The organism is Microcoleus sp. N9_A1 (assembly GCF_036701795.1).
In the GTDB taxonomy this organism is placed as follows: domain Bacteria; phylum Cyanobacteriota; class Cyanobacteriia; order Cyanobacteriales; family Microcoleaceae; genus Microcoleus.
Genome location: NZ_JAUBRI010000014.1, coordinates 58133 through 77037, shown reverse-complemented (window position 1 = coordinate 77037; position 18905 = coordinate 58133). Strand labels below are relative to the sequence as shown.

The 18905-nt window shown below is 46.5% G+C and carries 15 protein-coding genes; 9 read left to right on the top strand and 6 right to left on the bottom strand.

The genetic code is table 11. The features are described 5' to 3' along the window. Positions 1-804: 804 nt before the first annotated feature. Entirely contained in the window at positions 805-1278 is a 474-nt protein-coding gene (locus QUA58_RS09260; RefSeq protein WP_333253431.1) for a transposase, read from the top strand. Positions 1279-1601: 323 nt separating this feature from the next. Here QUA58_RS09260 and QUA58_RS09255 read toward each other — a convergent pair whose 3' ends face one another. Together QUA58_RS09255 and QUA58_RS09250 are read right to left on the bottom strand one after the other, a co-directional pair. Next, positions 1602-2732, bottom strand: a complete 1131-nt coding sequence (locus QUA58_RS09255) for a cupin-like domain-containing protein (protein ID WP_333253364.1) — start codon at positions 2730-2732, stop codon at positions 1602-1604. Positions 2733-2961: 229 nt separating this feature from the next. Continuing rightward, positions 2962-3819 (bottom strand): sugar kinase, encoded by an 858-nt coding sequence (locus QUA58_RS09250; RefSeq protein ID WP_333253366.1) that lies wholly within the window; start codon positions 3817-3819, stop codon positions 2962-2964. Positions 3820-3867: 48 nt separating this feature from the next. On the opposite strand from QUA58_RS09250, the gene rsmI reads away from it, so the two are divergent. Then, the gene (gene rsmI, locus QUA58_RS09245; RefSeq protein ID WP_333393777.1) at positions 3868-4749 is read left to right on the top strand and encodes a 16S rRNA (cytidine(1402)-2'-O)-methyltransferase; all 882 of its coding nucleotides are present in this window, start codon (positions 3868-3870) and stop codon (positions 4747-4749) included. 81 nt (positions 4750-4830) lie between these two features. Beyond that, complete coding sequence (locus QUA58_RS09240; RefSeq protein ID WP_333393776.1) at positions 4831-6048, top strand: glycosyltransferase; 1218 nt, start codon at positions 4831-4833, stop codon at positions 6046-6048. 186 nt (positions 6049-6234) lie between these two features. Here QUA58_RS09240 and QUA58_RS09235 read toward each other — a convergent pair whose 3' ends face one another. Then, complete coding sequence (locus tag QUA58_RS09235) at positions 6235-7233, bottom strand: DNA cytosine methyltransferase (RefSeq protein ID WP_445301869.1); 999 nt, start codon at positions 7231-7233, stop codon at positions 6235-6237. 150 nt (positions 7234-7383) lie between these two features. Between QUA58_RS09235 and QUA58_RS09230 the strand changes: the two genes are divergently transcribed. Then, positions 7384-8673, top strand: coding sequence for a folylpolyglutamate synthase/dihydrofolate synthase family protein (locus tag QUA58_RS09230; protein ID WP_333393774.1), 1290 nt, complete (start codon positions 7384-7386; stop codon positions 8671-8673). A 5-nt stretch (positions 8674-8678) separates the two neighbouring features. Here QUA58_RS09230 and QUA58_RS09225 read toward each other — a convergent pair whose 3' ends face one another. The 3 genes from QUA58_RS09225 to QUA58_RS09215 form a co-directional block, all read right to left on the bottom strand. Further along, on the bottom strand, positions 8679-9254 hold the full coding sequence (locus tag QUA58_RS09225; RefSeq protein WP_333393773.1) for a Uma2 family endonuclease: 576 nt from the start codon (positions 9252-9254) through the stop codon (positions 8679-8681). A 164-nt stretch (positions 9255-9418) separates the two neighbouring features. Continuing rightward, complete coding sequence (locus tag QUA58_RS09220) at positions 9419-9862, bottom strand: retroviral-like aspartic protease family protein (protein WP_333393772.1); 444 nt, start codon at positions 9860-9862, stop codon at positions 9419-9421. Positions 9863-10139: 277 nt separating this feature from the next. Further along, positions 10140-11423, bottom strand: a complete 1284-nt coding sequence (locus QUA58_RS09215) for a sugar ABC transporter substrate-binding protein (protein ID WP_333393802.1) — start codon at positions 11421-11423, stop codon at positions 10140-10142. Positions 11424-11863: 440 nt separating this feature from the next. On the opposite strand from QUA58_RS09215, the gene pilM reads away from it, so the two are divergent. From pilM to QUA58_RS09190, 5 genes are all read left to right on the top strand, one after another. Beyond that, positions 11864-12958 carry a type IV pilus assembly protein PilM gene (gene pilM / locus QUA58_RS09210; RefSeq protein WP_333253435.1) on the top strand — a complete coding sequence of 365 codons (1095 nt, stop codon included), beginning with the start codon at positions 11864-11866 and terminating at the stop codon, positions 12956-12958. 427 nt (positions 12959-13385) lie between these two features. Next, positions 13386-14291 (top strand): PilN domain-containing protein, encoded by a 906-nt coding sequence (locus QUA58_RS09205; RefSeq protein ID WP_333393770.1) that lies wholly within the window; start codon positions 13386-13388, stop codon positions 14289-14291. Further along, on the top strand, positions 14288-15091 hold the full coding sequence (locus tag QUA58_RS09200) for a pilus assembly protein PilO (RefSeq protein ID WP_333393769.1): 804 nt from the start codon (positions 14288-14290) through the stop codon (positions 15089-15091). The genes QUA58_RS09205 and QUA58_RS09200 overlap by 4 nt, the downstream gene beginning before the upstream one ends. A gap of 379 nt (positions 15092-15470) precedes the next feature. Then, on the top strand, positions 15471-17858 hold the full coding sequence (locus QUA58_RS09195; RefSeq protein WP_333393768.1) for an AMIN domain-containing protein: 2388 nt from the start codon (positions 15471-15473) through the stop codon (positions 17856-17858). 730 nt (positions 17859-18588) lie between these two features. Continuing rightward, positions 18589-18897, top strand: a complete 309-nt coding sequence (locus QUA58_RS09190; protein WP_333253437.1) for an HU family DNA-binding protein — start codon at positions 18589-18591, stop codon at positions 18895-18897. The last annotated feature ends 8 nt before the right edge of the window (positions 18898-18905 follow it).

The following is an 18905-nucleotide window of genomic DNA, read 5'->3' as shown; positions in this document are numbered from 1 at the left end:
TTGTAATCGAACCGCAGACACGGTTGTAATTGAATCGTAACACGAGTAAAGATAAAGAAACCATTAAAGTTTCTTGCCTATAGGTATAGGTGACAGTACAAAGTGTTGTGATCGGACATCAGAAATAGGTGAAGTTGGCCCGCCCCGAGTGACTATTACAAGTCTGTTGTGTAGATAAGCTCCCATTACTGATGACAGGCGCACATAAAAAACTGGACAGTATCTTAGGCGCTCGTTTTCACGGGACAGCCTGCATTTATAAGGTTAGTTAAATTGCCTGTCATGTTCTTTCATATAAACAGGGAGCTTGGAGCAAACAATGACACCGACATTTTTAGGCATAGATATCATTCAGTTGACAGTTGACAGTTGACAGTTGACAGATGAGTGCGACCTCTACCTAGAAGGAAGAGGATTGGAGTAATGAATAGTTTTCTTTTAATTTCTCGCCTTTAAGGGAGAGGCTTTAAACCAATTCTTTCTGGTAAAAAAGACTTTCATGTCGTTTTACTGAAAGAAGAACGTGGCTCAAAACCCCAAAAGTTCACTAATAATACCGCAGGGTTTGAGAGCTTAAATCAGTGGCTCAAAAAGCAAGGTGTCGAAGAACTTCATGCTTGCAGGTCAGCCACGAGCATTTACGGAGATGCCCTAGCTGAATTTCTGTATGAAGCAGGCTATCAGGTGAGTGTGTTAACAGTTGACAGTTGACAGTTGACAGTTGAGTGCGAAGTTTTTAGGCAGGGGATTTAAGCCCCTGCCTAAAAACAATCCACCTAAAGGTGGGGGCTTAAATCCCCTGTGATGCAGGTTAATCCGGCTCGGATTAAAGGGTTTGCTAAAAGCGAACTTCTGCGTACCAAAACTGACTCCGTAGATGCAGCATTGATTGCTCGTTTTTGTGCGGCTATTAAACCTTCACTTTGGAAGCCAACCCCGCTCGAAGTCAAGGATTTACAAGCTTTATTGCGACGACTAGAATCTTTGACCGAGATGTATCAACAGGAAGAAAATCGTTTGGAAACAGCTACAGAAACTGTGGCTAAACTTACGAAAGCTCATTGGTCATATATCAAAGAACAACAAGCAGAAATCAAAAAAATGATTAGCGCTCATTTTGACCAACATCCGCATTTAAAACAGCAGCGCGAGCTCTTGACTTCGATTCCGGGAATTGGAGAACAGACGGCGGCTGTGTTGTTAGCTGAAGTTGGTCAGATTGAAGATTACAAAAATGCTCGTCAACTGGCAGAGAGATGCAGGTTTGACTCCCTGTGAGCGTAGTTCAGGAACTTCTGTGCGTGGCAAAACTCGGAGAGTCTTGTACAGGAAATGTCCGACTGCCAAAGGCATTGTATATGCCTGCCGTGGTGGCGATGCGTCATAACCCCTTACTCAAAGCTATGAGTGAACGATTATTGAGTCGTGGCTGGCGTCAAAATGCAGCTAATTGGTGCGCTTATGAGAAAACTGGTGCATTTGGCTTTTGGGATTTTAAAGTCCCAAAAGCCTTTCGATCCAACTTATTTGCTCGCTACCCCTTGACATATCAAGACAGTATCTACAGATTTTGGGATATTTTTGGTGAACAGAACCCAATCCTACGACCAATTAATATGAGGATATTTCCATTCATAATAATTGGGAAACACAAAATTTGTAAACGAAACCGAAATACTAACCTCTAATGATTTTACATGATGCCACCAACCGACAGGAATAAAGATAGCTTCTCCCGGTTCCAAAATCAATTCAATAATTTTCGCATCTCTGTAAAGCGGGTACTTGTCATAATCTGGATTTTCGCCGTCAACCTTGCTGAAAACTCCGACGTGATTATAAAGCAGAGGTGTTTGTTGCGGAGAAATCAATTTAATTAGTTTGCGGCCCGACACTTGCGCTAAAATTAAATTAACTGGATCATGGTGCAGCGGTGTAATCGTGCCTTTCGGGCCGAACCAAAAGAAAACTCTGCCTTTTGTATCCGTGGGATTGAGGTATTCTGGAAATATTTCAATGTCGTTAAATAGCGGTTTAAATTCCTCTCTTTCCAAAGTCTGGTTGTTAGCAACCATGTAGTAGTCATTGCTAGGCCCGCCCTTGACCACCATCTCTACATATTTGCGGAACAAAACAATTTTTTTGTGATTTTCTATCTTAATTTCGTAATTCGGGTCGGAATTCCGGTTGGCTTGAATTTGTACCTCTGCATCGCCGTATTTTTGCTGTAAATACTCCGGCGTCCACAACTGCAACGCTTTCCAGTTGTGCATGATATTGGTAATAATTACTGGAGTATTTTTGGCGTAGTAATTTTCGAGAAAATACTCTCTGGAAAGGCTGCTTTTGCGTTCGATTGTGCCAAACTTGGAAGACAATGCAGCTAATTGATTGTTAATCCTGAGATGCGATTCTAATTTCTGCAATAACTGGACGTACTGACTGCCTGCTTGGAAGTAGGGATGAGATGATATTTCCATAACTTCTGCGGTGGCTGTTTCCGCATCTATGCCCGTACTTATTAGGGCTTGAATGATTTCGGCGTCGGGTTGATTTAATAATTTGTTAGCCGCCACCCACTGTTTCATATTGTCGGGGACTTCTGGTTTGCTTGGCGCTGCGAGTAGATTGGGCAAGTTTTGTGTCAGCCATTCTAGATTAACGTGTTGTTGCTCGCTTAGAGTAATCCGCAAAGGGGGAAGGGTGATAGTTAGGGGTTGGGTGTCAGACATGATTCGGGTATGTTGTTTTGGGACTGTTTGGTTTGGTTTGAGGTGGTTTGACTAATATAGCAATTTTGTTAACGAACCGCGAAGGCGCTAAGGGCGCGAAGGAAGAGAAGAGGGAAGTTCACAAATTTTGTCGAGGTTGCTGTCAGGATTTTAACTTAACAAGTGTTGCCAGTTCAAGTTTTATAGCTTTGAGCGGTTTTAACCGGATACTTTGGTTAATTTTCTCAAATCAACTCTTATTCATCCAGGCGCGGGTTCCGAAATTTTGGCAGGAATGGGACGCGATTTTAGCTGCTGCGGTAAGAGTATCGGTAAAGTTATTTTCCAAAATGTAGTGACAGAAAGCCCCGTGAAAGATGTCGCCAGCGCCTAAAGTGTCTGTGACTTGAATTTGAGGTAGTTCTATAGTACCGTAACTGCCATTGCTGAGGTATAAAATGGATTTTTCGCCGCGAGTGATGGCAATATGGGAAATTCCGGCTGCTGACAGGTATGCAAAGACTTGTTCTGAATTGTAGCAGTTGGGCGGATGAAAGTTATCCGAACATACAGCCCATTCAATAAAAGGTAATATTTCCTCTAATCCGGGTTTCCAACTGCCACCGTCTAGGACAAGGGGAATGTTTTTTGACTTGGCAAGTTGAGCAATTTCTTTGCTGGCTGCGATTTGATGTCCGTCAAGCAGTACAATACTAACTGATGTTAAAATATCCTCGTTAATTGTTTGACTGTCAACTTGTGATTTAGTAGCATTGATGGAAATTACCGATCGATCGCCCGTTGCTTCAGTTACAATAATCGAAGAGACTGGCGGAGAGTGCGATCGCCCTGGTTGCAAATCGATTATCCTAATATCATACTCCGCTAAGTCTGCACGAATCAATTGGGCGATCGCGTGAGTGCCCAAAACGCCACCAAATACCGCCGCATTCCCCAAATAGCTAAAAGTGACCGCAGCATTTGCCGCCGGCCCGCCCGCAGCAATGGTAGAATCATAAGCAACAACTTTTTGATTTTCACCCGGAGGCTTCCGGGCCAAATAAACCAAATCTAAAGTTGCCAATCCCAAAAATAATCCCGTTTTCATATCTGCGTTAATCCGCGTTCATCTGCGGTTAAAAATCCCAATCTAAAAATGCAAGCAAATCCCACCACAGGAACACTTTACATCGTAGGAACCCCGATAGGCAACCTCGAAGACATGACCTTTCGCGCCATCCGCATCTTGCAAACAGTAGACTTCATCGCCGCCGAAGACACCCGCCATACAGGCAAACTTTTGCACCATTTTCAAATCAAAACCCCCCAAATCAGCTATCACGAACACAACCAACACCAGCGACTTCCCGAACTCATCGACAAACTGCATTTAGGCAAAGATATCGCCCTCGTCACCGATGCCGGAATGCCGGGAATTTCCGACCCCGGTTCCGAGTTAGTCAAAGCTTGTGCCGATGCTAATATTAACATTATTCCGATTCCCGGCCCGACCGCCTGCATTGTTGGCCTAACTGCATCAGGATTACCCACAGAGAGATTTGTATTTGAAGGTTTCTTACCCGTGAAAGGTCAAGAACGCCAACAGAGTTTAGAAGCTTTGCAAATAGAATCCCGCACTATAATATTATACGAATCTCCCCACCGATTGCGACAAACTTTACAAGATTTAGCAAATAGTTTGGGAAGCGACAGACAGATTGTGCTGGCGAGAGAATTAACTAAAATGCACGAAGAGTTTTGGCGTGGTAGTATCGAAAGTGCGATCGAACTTTACACCACCCGCGAACCCCAGGGAGAATTCACCCTAATAATTGCCGGCATCCAAACAGCAGCCCCAATTTTCTCAGAAGACGCCATCAAAGCCGAATTACAAACATTAATAGCAGAAGGCATCAGCCGTTCCCAAGCCAGCCGCCAACTAGCCCAACAAACATCCCTCCCCCGCCGCCAAATCTATCAACTCGCCCTCACAATAGGCGACAATGAATCGCTAGAACAACCCTTAGATAACTTGTGAAAGCTCTCTTCTCTTCTCCTCTGCGCCCTCTGCGCCCTCTGCGGTTAAATAAAAAAGCTAGATAATCACACTCAGAATTATATGGTACGCGGAAACTACGATCGCCAAAAACCTTATTTATGCAACCCCCACATCAACAAACCAATCGCCGAAATCTATGCAGACTTAGACGCCTTTACCTGGGAGATATTTGAAGACCAACCCCACCGCTTCGATACCGTCAGTTTCTACGTCTTGCTTCCCCCGCTATTTTACGAAGGAAAATTCATCAAAGGGATTTACTTCAGCGAAGCAGTCGAACTGATAAACAAACTATTTCCCCAACTTTCCTCAGTATTTTTATCCTTCACCTATTCGCCCGGAATCTCCTACTCCTGGGCCCCCATAGCTGACGCCTACTCCAGTTTATACAAAAACCCGCAACGAGATAAATGGTTTCGCGAAACTTATCCCGATCGCGCCCACAAACCAATCATACCACTGCAAGACACCGACTTCATCAACGAATACTTAATTTCCCCGCGCAACGTCCCCGCCAAAGACATAGACTTGCTAGCCGTCGCCCGAATTTCCGAAGAAAAAAATTTGCCAATCCTAGCCAAAGCCTTAAAAGTTTACCGCCAAAAATATCCGCAAAAACCGATTAAATTAACAGTAGTCACCGGACACGACTTTGATGCTAGCAACCTGAAAACTCTCGACGAGTACGCCTTAAAAGAATGGCAACAAATAGAGACTATTTTAACGAATCCCTCCGACTACATTAATTTAGTGCCGAGAGTAGACTACTACAGCGAAATCCCCACATATTATTCGCGGGCGCAAGCATTCGTTCTCGGTTCCCTTCTCGAAGGAAAAAACCGAGGAATTACCGAAGCCATGAGTTGCAACGTACCAGTAATTTGTTTTGAAGAATTCAACCAATACGCCAGAGGGAACTCGCCTGTTTTCCCCGAAGGTGCGGGTCTTTACGCCAAATTTGACCCGGAATCTCTTGCAGATACTATATATACAGTATTGGAAAATCAAACAGAATTCAAACCGCGATATCAGTATTTAAAGCATTGCGGGCGCAAGAACTTTTTCAATACTTGTATAGACAGTTTTCCTTACTATCAGCACAACATTCCCGACTACAAGCCCGGAGATGCGATTAACAATTTGTGGCTAGATTTAGCAGTTCAGCAAAATTATCAAGTTAGTTTGAATAGTTTTTTGTATGGAGGTTCGCCAGTGTCTCATATTCGTGGGATAAATGCGATTCAGCACAATCTCCGGGAGTTAATCAAGTTTCAATGACAGATAATTCGGAGTGATTAAACCGCAGAGGCCACAGAGAACACAGAGGAAGAGAAGAGAGAGATGAATAATTCTGATGTCAAGGGATTTGAGATTAGTCTTCATAGCGAGGACTTTCGCTAAAAGCCCCGTGGAATTCATTCCCTAGCGACTGGTAGATGGTCGGTTTCAGTTGACACTGATGCCCTATTCCCTATGCCCTATGACAATATCCTCAAAAATCTTACTTGCCAAAACTCTAGCCAAATTCACAGGAACAGCATTGCCGACCATTTTGTAGCCGTCAGCAATATACTTGTACTTAAAAATAAAGTCATCTGGGAAAGTCTGAACTCTCGCACACTCTCGCACAGAAAGCCGGCGGTAAGGGTGAGGCGAATTCTGGTCAAAAATGCGTTTATCCTTGCCAACCAGAATCATTTTACTAGCTTGAGGATGGAGAGGCGCGTGTCTGCCGCTTGCCTGAATTGTAAAAGAAGGTTCTGACCAACTTCTAACTCGATTTCGCGACATATAAATGCTCGAAAACCCCAAATCGGCACATTCGTGATTCGCGACAGAATCGTGATAATTATCTACTTTACCCTTAACTGACATTGGGGCGATCGCCTGCAAATCAAAAATAGCATCTTTCAGCGTCAAAACCTCGGTTCCAGGTTCGGGAAACTCAAAACCCAAACCCAGAGTTTCCCGATAACCAACAACAATCACCCTTTGCCTATCTTGCGGAACACCAAAATTTCTCGCATTCAACAACTGGAACGAAACCCGATACCCGATAGCCTCAAACTGAGATAATATATAAGTGAAAGCATCCTTATTTCTAGGTGCCAAAATACCGCTAACATTCTCAGCCAAAAAGAACAAAGGTTGCTTGTCCCGCACAATTCTGATATACTCCCAGAAAAGTTGACCCCGACTATCATCAATCCCCCGTTTCGCGCCCGCCTCACTCCAACTTTGACAAGGAGGCCCGCCAATAATTCCAATACAGTTGGGAATTTCATCAGAATTAATTATTCTGATATCTCTGCGGTCTAAAATAGTTTCAGGATGATTGAACTCGTAGGTATCCCAAATAGACTTATCGTATTCATTCGACCAAACCGGATTAAACCCAGCCAAGCGAAAACCCAAATCCAACCCGCCACAACCCGCAAACAAAGAAATAATATCCAAAGCCACCTTTTTTTACCAACAATCAATACAACAAATCAATTATAAACATCTCTCTTATTAACTTTCTTTCTCTTTATTCTCTCACTCTGGGCCCTCTGCGCCCTCTGCGGTAAAAAAAATCTAATTCACAAACAAATATAACACTTATAATCCTCAATGAATGCAAACTCCATCCTCAAATCCTACCAACACTTCGGCGTACACCTGGGCTTAGAAAGAATTCACCAACTCCTCGAAAAACTAGATAACCCTCACAAACAAGTACCCATTATCCACATTGCCGGGACAAACGGCAAAGGTTCCGTTTGCGCTTATCTTTCTTCCATACTCACAGCAGCAGGCTATCGAGTCGGGCGCTACACATCCCCCCACTTAATCAATTGGACAGAAAGAATTTGCATCAACCAACAACCGATTTCTACAACAGCATTGCAGCAGTGTCTAAAACAAGTTGTCAACGCTGCGGAAGGTAATACAGAAACTCCCACTCAATTTGAAATCATCACCGCTGCGGCTTGGCTGTATTTTGCAGAACAAAAAGCAGATATTGCCGTGATAGAAACCGGATTGGGTGGTAGATTAGACGCGACTAATGTTTGCGAAAATCCCCTTGTTAGTGTCATCACTTCTATCAGTCTCGAACACTGGCAAATCCTCGGCCCTACTGTCGCCGATATTGCTGGGGAAAAAGCCGGAATTATCAAATCAAAGTGTCCGGTAGTTGTCGGAGAATTGCCAGAATCTGCTAGAATAGTAGTAGAAAAACGCATTCAAAAATTAGACTGTCCGGCAATTTGGGTAAAACCAGCGGTAGATTTAGGAGAAGGATTTGCAGAATACGATCCCAATCCTGAAATCAGCGTTAATTCGCGTACATCTGCTGTTAAAATAAAGTATGAATTGCCATTGTTGGGCAAAATTCAATTAATGAATTCGGCGATCGCACTTGCCACTATCCACACCCTCCAAAACCTAGGATGGCAAATCTCCCCAACCGCCATCACCAACGGAATCGCCAAAACTCAATGGCCCGGAAGACTTCAGCAAACTACCTGGAAAAACCGCAACATCCTGATTGACGGCGCGCACAACCCCGCCGCAGCGCTCGCCCTGCGCGAATATGTAGATAATCTTACCAGTTCCCCGTCACCGATTAACTGGGTAATCGGCATTTTGGCGACTAAAGACTGCGATGATATTTTACAAGCATTACTCAAAAAGGGCGATCGGCTTTACCTAGTACCCGTACCAGATCAAAACTCATCATCCCCCGCAGAATTAGCCGCCATTGCTCAAATTATCTGCCCCGAATTAACTGTTTGTCAAGCCTTCCCAGACTTAACAACAGCCTTAGATGTTGCAGTTGCAGGCGACAATTTAACAGTCCTTTGCGGTTCCCTGTATCTCGTCGGCTACTTCCTGCAACAACAACAATCCCAAGCTTAAACGCATTATAATTGCGTTTCTTCTTCTGTAAAAATAGGAGGCCACAGTTCCGAAACGGGCAATTCCCAACCGGGAAAAAGTTCTGCTACTGTTAAGATATCGCCATTTCCTAAAACAGTCGGTTCATCTGTAGAGCGATAAATAGTCACTGTTTCTTCATCAGGATCGATCAGAATCCCGACAACCGCCCCCAACTCGATAAACTTCAAAACCTTGGTTTCTATAGGCTTAATGCGATCGATCTGAGATTTAATCTCAACCACCAAATCCGGGACAAGTTCACCAAAATAACGCGGACTTTGGCACAATCGGGCGGCGCGCACAAAAGAAACATCCGGTGCTTTGACATTCGTATCCGGCATGATGAAACCGCCTGCGGAGTCAAAAACTCTCCCCAAGCGACGGGGGTAAACCCAGTTACCCAGCAAGCGAATCAAAATACTACTGATTTCACTCGATACGATGTCTGATGGCCCCACAATTGAAAGTCTCCCGTCTTCTAGTTCAATTTTGTAATCTAAACCCGCTTCGGAAAAAAGGGTTTGAACTTGGTTTAAATCTTTGAGTGTCATCGCTGGCATAAGAATTTTCTCCTATTCCGATCGGAGCTTTGATTTTAACACAAGTCAAATTTATGAATATTTGAGGAATTTAGGCTATTTTTCTATAAATCATCAATCAAGCTGCATTCAGAAAGGCGATCGCGCTTTTCAACGCACAATCGCTTCAAATATAAGGTTTTTTGCTACAAAATCGTCAAATATGTTTCAGTTGGACTGATGGGTAAAGGCTTCAAAATTTGATTTTGCAAGTCTATTTCCAATCCCAATGCTTCCAAAGGTATCACGCCCAAAAGCGCATCATTGCCTCCCGGCAATTCTAAGCACTCGAAAGTGCCTTCTCGCTCGAACATTGATATTTTGGCATCTTGGAAAATTCGGGCTTTACCAATACCCCTTGCTGTTGCTACGTCTACTTCTTTGAGCAGTTTTAGTCCCAATTGGGCGATCGCATTTTTCGGCAAACACAAGGTAGTAGCCCCCGTATCCACCAATACATTTTTGAGGGTTATCGACCGAATTTCTTCTTCTGATCTCACCCCCGCTTCTGCCAAAATTTGGTCGGCTCGATTAATGATTGTCAGAGTGGCAAAAACTTTTCCCATTGGATTGCTGTTTTTAATTTGCATAGTTGTCTCCTGCGGTAGCATCGGAGTTATTACTGCTTTTAATTATAACTTCTACGCAGTCGCGATAGCCCCTACAAAAAAACAGGTTCGTAGTGAGGACTTTAGTCATTCTTGATGCGGACTAAAGTCCTCACTACGAACCTCGTAATAATTTTTAAGCTGATAAATAATTTATATATATGGCGGCACGGATTCCCATTATTTAATAATATGTCAAGTCGCATAAAAAAGCAAGGGGGAAAAGCAAAAATATTTCCGCCCCAGCTTCAATTCAAAACTACCTTTGATCCCAAGCCTTAGCCGCATCACTCACAGCTTGTTCCACCGATTTTTCCTCCAACATTGCCGCCTGCAAATTGTCATAAATCGCCTTTTGCAACTTCTTAACATCCTTGAGAGGCGGAATCAATAGCTCGGCGGAACTCAACCCAGAAGCACTAACAACCCGAGCTCGATCGGCTGCAGGAGCATCAGCCGGAACGCTCTTAAAATAAGAGTCTTGCAAAGCCTCAACTGTAGAAGGCAAAACATTAGCAGCCTTAGCAAAAGCCAACTGATTTTGAGAATTAGTCACGTACAAAGCAAACTTGACAGCATCATCCGGGCGCTTGCTGTCGCGAGGCACAACCAAATTCATCACCGCCACAGTCTTCTTGCCGGTTTCCCCTGTAATTTGAGGCGCAGCAGCCGAAACAGCACCAATATTCGGAGCATTCTCGGCGATCGCCTTTAAAAACTGTGGCCCCGAAGCTAACAAAGTAGTTTCCCCAGCTTGATAAAGCTCGATCGCCCTACGATGTCCCTGCACCAAAACATCCTGCGGCAAAAGTCCGCCCTTGTACAAATCCACCCAATACTGAAAAACAGCCTTGCCCTTATCAGTATTAAAAGCCGCCTTGCCTTGAGCATCAACCAAAGGCACACCCATCTGCACGAAAGATTGCAAAACTTCCGCCGAATCTTCCGGCACAAAAGTCACAAAAAAAGCAAACTTACCAGTCTTTTCTTTCACCTGCTTGGCAACAGTTACCAACTCGGCATAAGTAGCCGGAGGCTTAGCAATTCCAGCCTTCTTCAACAACTCCGTATTGTAAATTGTCACCCCAGTCGTGAGATACCAAGGAATGCCAAAACTCTTGCCGTCAAGTACGCCAGCTTTCCAGATATTTGGCAGATAGGTCGATCGAACTTGCTCAGAAATTCGAGAATCCAAATCCAGCCAAGCATTGCGCCCCGCCAACAGCGAAGCAAAATCGGGATTTAGGTTTACCACATCCGGCGCAGTTTTCGCCGAAACCGCCCCCAAAATCTTGCTTTCCATAGCAGACCAAGGAACGTCCACCCAACGCACCTTCACCCCCGGATTTTCCGCTTCAAAACCGGCGATCGTCTTGTTGAAATACTCAGTAAACTGAGGTTGAAGCTGCATAGTCCAGAACTCGATTTCCTGCGTATTATTTGCCTGGGAATTAACAGCAGGCTTGCCGCAACTCACCACCGCAGCCAGCAGCAGCCCCACCAGTCCAAAAACAGCAAACAGTTGCCAAGATTTACGTTTCATAGAATAAAATTTGAGAGTTATGGGAACCGTCAGACAAAAAAGCGTGAAGTGAAGCGAAGCTATCCCCTTCCCCGCAGGGGTTCCCGAAGGGTAGGGTAGGGAATCGCCCGAATCAAGCGCGATCAAGTCAGTAACAGAGTTTTGTATCTGGACACCGCGATCGAGAGAGTCGGTTTTTGTGTAAAATCGGCAGTTTTTAGGTCGATCGAGCTGGAATTTATTGACATTCGCAGCAGAATAGCTATTGTCAAGTAAATTGGATAGCATAAAATCGGAACTAGCGATCGCGCAACACAGACTGAGCTGTGCAGCTACGGCGGGATACCGAGATTACAGCACTCTTGCGGCAGTTGGAAACCAACCCTCCAACACGCCTGGGCGCTGAATCAGGCTGGCCAACTACAAAAGAAAAAAATAGCAATTATCGGCGACCCAATCACATGGTTAACTTTTTCAAAGGTCTACTTTCCCAACGCCAGCCAGGAATCGGGATCGAAATAGCCCCAGACCGCATCAACATCATTCAGCTCGAAAAGAAAGCTCAGGCATTAAAATTAGGCATCCTAGCCTCAATAGAAGTTCCAGAAGACTATATACAAGAAGGACAAATAGTCGATCCGCCGGGAATGGCAGAACTCATACGCGCCGTCCTCGCAGAAAACAAAATCAAAGCCAAGCGAGTAGCCACAGCCATTCCCGGCCGCGAAGCCGTCATCCGCCTCATCCCTGTTCCCGCCGAGCTCAACGAAGAAGAACTGCGGGATTACATGAACGCAGAAGCAGGACTGTACTTGCCGTTTCCCAGAGAAGACGCCGACGTAGACTATCAAAAAATAGGCCTTTTTGTAGATGACGACGGCGTAGAAAAAGTGCAAGTCGTGTTAGTAGCAACCCGCAGAGAAGTTACCGACACATACATCGAAACCTTCAAAGAAGCCGGACTGATTATAGACGTACTAGAAGTAACCAGTTTTGCCTTAATCCGCACCCTCAAAGAACAACTGCAACAATTTTCCTCCCAAGAAGCAGCAGTTCTCACCGCCATAGAATTTGACAGTACCGAGTTAGCTATAGTAGTGGACGGCATACCTCAGTTCAACCGTACCATCCCGATCGGCACCTACCAAATCCAGACCGCCCTCAACCAAGCCATGAACCTGCCGCCAACCAGAGACACCAGCGAACTGCAAGGCATGACCCTGCCCGTCACAGATACAATGGGCGCATCGGGAGACGCCAATCCCGGCACAAATGCAATGATTAAAGTATTGGGAGAACTAGCAGACGAACTGCGCCGCTCAGTAGACTTTTACCTCAACCAGAGCGAAGAACTCGAAGTAGCGCAACTGCTGCTAGCAGGCCCGGGAGCTGCGATCGGCAAACTAGACGAATTTTTTATGCAAAGATTAAGCTTGCCCGCATCTCAAGTCGATCCCATCGAAACCCTAGGACTCGAAATCAGCGAAGAAATTACCCCAGAACAGCGAGCAGGTTTAGGAGTCGCCCTAGGTTTAGGACTAAGGGAGGTTATGTGAACTAACAGTTTTAGATGAGAGAAAAACCGATTTGAGAATTTTAGGTAAAAACCCCTGCCAAAAGAAGAAGGCAGAAAGCAGAAGGTAAAATATTGGAGGTAGAAGGTAGAAGGTAAAAGGTAGAATATATCTGAGGTAGAAGCAGCCCCTTCCTTCAGTAGAAGGCAAAAAGTTGTTTCTTTCTTCCCTAAATAAATCCTTCACTTGTACCAACAATCTTGGGTTCTGTCTAAAATCTCAAATTTCAAATTTAAATCTATAGCAACAGCCAAGACTGTTAGGACATTCTTAATTGCTCAAACATAAGCGGTAGAGCACTTTTTCCTTCTACCTTCTACCTTGTACCTTTTACCTTTTACCTTCTGCTTTATGCCTTCTGCCTTGTGCCTTCTGCCTTCTTCCTTCTGCTATAAAAACGAGTGAAGCCATGTACAGCCTAGATATTAATTTTCTCAACGACCGTCCGGACTACAAACCCGTCGCAGCAGCCAAAAGCTCAGCTAGAAAAAGTTCTGGCGGAGCCAAAGACCAACTGCCCCTAATTGGGGCGGCGCTGTTTGCCTTCGGCATCAACGCCGCAGTCATGGGCACCTGGTGGTGGGCGACTAATGAAAATAACAAGTTGACCGAACAACAAACCACCATCGACCAAGAACTGGCAACGTTAAACACTCAAGCTAACGAAATCAAAGCCATCAACGCCGAAACCGACCAAGTTACCGCCGAATACAAAGCATTAGCCGGAGTATTCGAGCAAATTAAACCTTGGTCGGCGATGCTGCAAGACCTCAGTGCCCGTACTCCAGCGGGAGTGCAAATTGGCAAAATCGAGCAAATCGACCCGAGTCCCTCCCCCGTTGCAGCAGCACCCCCACCCCCCGTAGCCACCCCCGCAGCCAGCCCGTCCCCAGGGGCGAGTCCGTCTCCAGCCAGCCCCGCCCCGGCAGCAGCTCCCCCCCCTGTCGTCCCGCAGCAGGCAGCAAAAATACAAATTTCAGGGATAGCCAGTACCTTTGCTCAAGTTAACGACTTTATGTTGCTAGTCCAGCGCTCCCCTTTCTTCCTTAACACCGATACCAAACTGATAGCGGCCACATTAAAAAACAACCCTGCACAATTACAAGTGCGTAACCAAAACGCAGCACCACCAGAACTTCCCAAACTGCGACCGGTGGTGGAATATAAAATTGAAACGACGCTCAGCCCGACGGGAGCCTCCGAGTTGCTCCCCGAACTCCGCAGCAAGCAGGCAGACGGGCTAGCAATACGGATAGAAACACTTCAAGAAAAAGGAGTGCTAGAACCACAAAAACCAGAGGTGAAAAAACAATGACATTAGCAAATGAGTATGTTGGTCCTAGCGGACAAGCAGAAGAGACAGGGACTCAGGAAATATTCGGCATTAAGCTGACACCCCAAGTCCAAGCCATAGCCATCGCGGTTCTCGGCCTCGTCATTGCCGGCGGCCTCGTCTACAAATTCGTACTGCCCGACTTCCAAAAACTTAGCGAAAGCAAGCAAAAACTTAGCGAAAGCAAGCAAACGCAACTGCAATTGCAAGCTCAAATTCAAAAAAAGGCAGAAGCAGAAGCCAAGCAAGAAGAAGCAAAACAGCGCCGGGCCCAAGTGACGGCAATGTTTGCCAGTGACGCCAGCGCCAACACGATTTTGCTTGACATGACCCAACTGGTTAATAGAATCAACGCCGGGGTGCAAGGAGATGACCTCAAGGCTAAAATTACCAAATTTGAGCCGGATATGCCCCCAGCAGCAGCAACCGCCGCGCCGGGAGCTCCAGACCCTGATATTCTGGCCGATACCTCCTTCGGGCCGTCCCTAGCTGGCAAGCTCAGACGCAAAAAATTTAAGGTAGAGTTTGAAGGCACTTTCGCTCAAACCCGCAATTTTATGCGTAACTTGGAGTTGATGCAGTCGCTGTTGGTAGTGAGGAATTTGAAATCTGAATTGCTAGCATCAAATCAGCCAATTGAAGTTGACTTTTTGAAAGGGAAAATAGTTCCTGTGGAGCAGCCGCCAACTAAAATTAAAACTGCTTTTGACTTGCACGCACTGCTGCCGTTAAAGCAAGAAGAAAAACCTCCAACTCCGGCTCCGAGTCCTGGTGCTAAGTAGCAGTAGTGGGGCGGATAGATTATTAGCTATTGTTCCCAACTCGCTCTTTCACAAGAAAGGAGAAGGCAGAAAGTTGAATTTGGAAGATTGAAGGTAGAAGTAAAAAAAATATGAATGCCACACAAACATTTTTTATATGGCAATCAAAAATTTGCTCTAAAACCTAATTTCTTCTAATACCAGTTTCCCCAAAAATGGAACTGTAGGATAGCTTCTAACCCTTATGTCATCAGTTATTCCCAATTCTTTAATCGAAAATCGAAAAGGGGATAACTTCTCCCTTCCAAAAGGCTCGAACCCTTGAATCTTTCAGTCAGTTTAGCAGCTAGCGACAAAAGACTGCGAACAACAAATAACAAAGTGTAGTAGAGGAGAGAACGTGAAACAGCATCTACGGTTAAGTGGAGGACTCTTGGGCAGCATGGCCGGAGTTCTCGTAGCGCAAGCCCCCGTCTGGGCGGCGCCGACTCAAGTCACAGGAGTGCAAGTAAGTCAAGCCAATAATGGGGTAAATATTGTCCTAGCTACTGAAAAGGGCGATCGCCCGCAAGTTTTCGCCATCAATAACGGCAATACTTATCAAGCCACAATTATCAACACCCAGCTCCGCTTGCCACAAGGCAACAGCTTCCGTCAAGATAACCCCGCTCCGGGCATTTCTTCAGTAGAAATCAGCCAGGTAGAGGCTAACAGCATCCGCGTTGTGGTAGCCGGCACCAACGGAGTTCCCAACGGACAAATTGTGCCGGGACAAGGCCAAAGCATCGTTCTCAGCGTTGCCGGAGTTGGCGGCACAGCACAGTCTGCCCAAACTGTACCCCCGCCGCCTCCGGGACTGCCACTGAGCCAAACAGCTCCCCGGCCGGCTCCCCAAGTCCGCACCTCGCAAGCCCCAGGCGTGATGCTGCCAAATCCAGAAGTTACTGTTACCAGGAACGATCGCCCGCCCCTCCCCAGCGAAATACAATCCCAAAGCAATCAAGCTGCGCCTTTCCAACCGCGGGCAGTTGCTCCGCCCTTGGGAGATATCGCAGTGTCTAACATCGCCCCCGGCGCGGGAAATATTGAACTGAGTTCGGGAGAACGCATCCCCCGCTTGGTGCTGCGGGATGCCCCAGTCCGGGACGTTTTGGCTCTGCTGGCTCGCGCTGCTGGCTTGAACATTGCTTTTACAGGCGGCGGGGCCCCTGGTCAACCTGGCCAGCCCGCAGTGCCTGGTCAGCCAGGAGCTTCCGGCTCGGATGAAGGGCCAAAGATTTCCTTGGACATCGAAAACGAGTCGGTGCAAGATGTCTTTAATTACGTGCTGCGGCTCAGCGGATTACAAGCTAACCGCCAGGGGCGGACGATTTTTGTAGGGACTAGCTTGCCGATCGACTCGCGCAATATTATCATTCGGACTTTGCGGCTCAATCAAGTTCGCTCTACGGATGCGGCTAACTTTTTGAGCGCTCAAGGGGCGGAAACTCAACTGCCGATTACTCGGGTGACTATTCAAAGCGTGGGCCAGGGAAATGCGGCGCGGGATGTGGAAATTCGGGAACCGGACATTAAGGCGATCGGCGCTAAGGACGGCAACGGGCCGCTGTTGCTGAGGGGACTGTCGGTGCTGGCGGATTCTCGGCTCAATTCCATCACTTTGGTGGGAGATCCGCGCAAAGTGGATATTGCCGTAGCTTTCTTGACTCAGCTAGATCTGCGCCGCCGTCAAGTGGCTGTCAACGTCAAGGTGATCGATATCAACTTGTTGGGAAATAACGAAACTAATAGCAGTTTCTCTTTCGGAATTAATAACAATTTCTTTGTCAATGACGGCGGGGTGGCAAGTCTCAATTTTGGTGGCATCAATCCGCCCAGTGAGGGTGATGCCCGAAACGGGATACTCGCTCGACCGATCACCGACAACCCCCTAGGAACCCCGGACGTTTTCTACGATGCGAACGGCCGGCGTATCGTGCCGTTTACAGGTCAAGGTCTCGAAGGCCCCGCCAAAGGTGTGTTCCTCCGACCGACAGCCCCAGTTACTAATGACCCCACGCGAGTTGGAATTGAGAATTATGAGCCAGGATCGAGGGACGCTTCGGGAAGTGCAGACTTCGCCTTGTTCCCCCTGTTCCAATATCCCAGGAGGTTCCTGTCGGCGTTGCGGGCAACTATTGAGAGCAACAATGGCAAAATCCTGACCGATCCGACTCTAGTGGTTCAAGAAGGGGAAACGGCGAATGTGAATATTACTGATGAGGTGATTACTAACATCACACAGCAAACGCAGAGCACCGGAAATACAAGTACCACAACAACGACGGCCGTCAAAGACAGGGCGGGTTTGCAGTTAGGGGTGGCGATTGACAGGATTGACGATAATGGCTTTGTGTCTCTGCGGGTGAACCCGATTATCAGGACACCCGGCAGGACTCAAGACCTTTCGACTGGCGGGAACGTTAATACGATCGCTCTGCTGGGCGAGCGATCGTTGCAATCCGGGCTAATTCGCCTGCGGGACGGTCAGACTTTGATTGTTTCGGGGATTATCCGAGACGAAGAACGGACTACAGCGAACAAGATTCCGATTTTGGGAGATTTGCCGATTATCGGTTCGCTGTTCAGGAGAACCAATAAGACCAACCAGCGGGCGGAGTTGATTGTATTGCTGACTCCGCAGATTTTGGATGATAGCGATCGATCGAACTTTGGCTACCAAAACAACATCAGTCCCGACGCACGCCAACTGTTGCAGCGCAGTCAGCCCGTCCAGCCGAGACAGTAGGAACGAAGGAAAAATGCCTTGCTGTCAACTTTCCACGCTCTTTCCCCTGAGTCCCAAAGTCCGACAGTCCGACAGTCCGACAGTCCGACAGGGGTTGAAACCCCTGCCTCACAGCTAAAGTCCTCTAAAAGAGGACTAAAGAACTCATTAGTCCTCTGCAAAAAGACTATAAATCACTCTTTCAGTCGTCTTCAGACGACTTCAGCTATGAGACAGGGACTTCAGTCCCTGGCGGGTTTCGGGAGAAGGAAACAGCCCTGCCCCACGGGGGAAAGAAAGAGGGGAAAGAAACAAGGAAGAAGGAAAAAACTTTTCCTTTAGCCCTTGACAAATTACATTTTATTCCTTCTATTTCTCCTTTTTTATGCTTTCAAATCCACCGAGGCGAGAAATCTTCTCTCCAAGGTGGTATTTTTTTACTTAAATTTTGGGATTAATTACAAAAATTAGCAAGTTCCATATAAATTAAAGGTTCCACCGATCCATAACGGTCGGCAAGACTTTAGAATAATGCAGTGAAAATTAGATGCTGTGGGGTTTTCAGCAGTTAGAAACAAAAATTCCTTTTCTGACCAATTACCCTAGGGTAATTGGTATTCAGCAGGAGTTGTGATTCGGGGAAGCGGACGGGAGCAATCGGGAACCACCCAAACCTCCCAAGGCACACCTCAATCCAGTTGATAACTCACAGCTAATAGTTGAACTAACTCTGTTTAACGTAATTTTGCAAATCCAGAAGGAGTTGGCAATGAACAAAGGTGAATTGGTTGATGCAGTCGCGGAAAAGGCTACCGTGACGAAAAAACAGGCAGATGCTGTTTTGAGTGCGGCCCTTGAAGCAATCATGGAAGCTGTCTCCAATGGCGACAAAGTGACGCTGGTCGGTTTTGGCTCGTTTGAGTCGCGGGAACGCAAGGCCCGCGAGGGTCGCAATCCCAAAACTGGCGACAAGATGGAAATCCCAGCAACCCGAGTTCCTGCATTTTCCGCAGGGAAGTTGTTTAAGGACAGAGTTGCACCGCCGAAAAACGCAGAATAGCTGGCGAA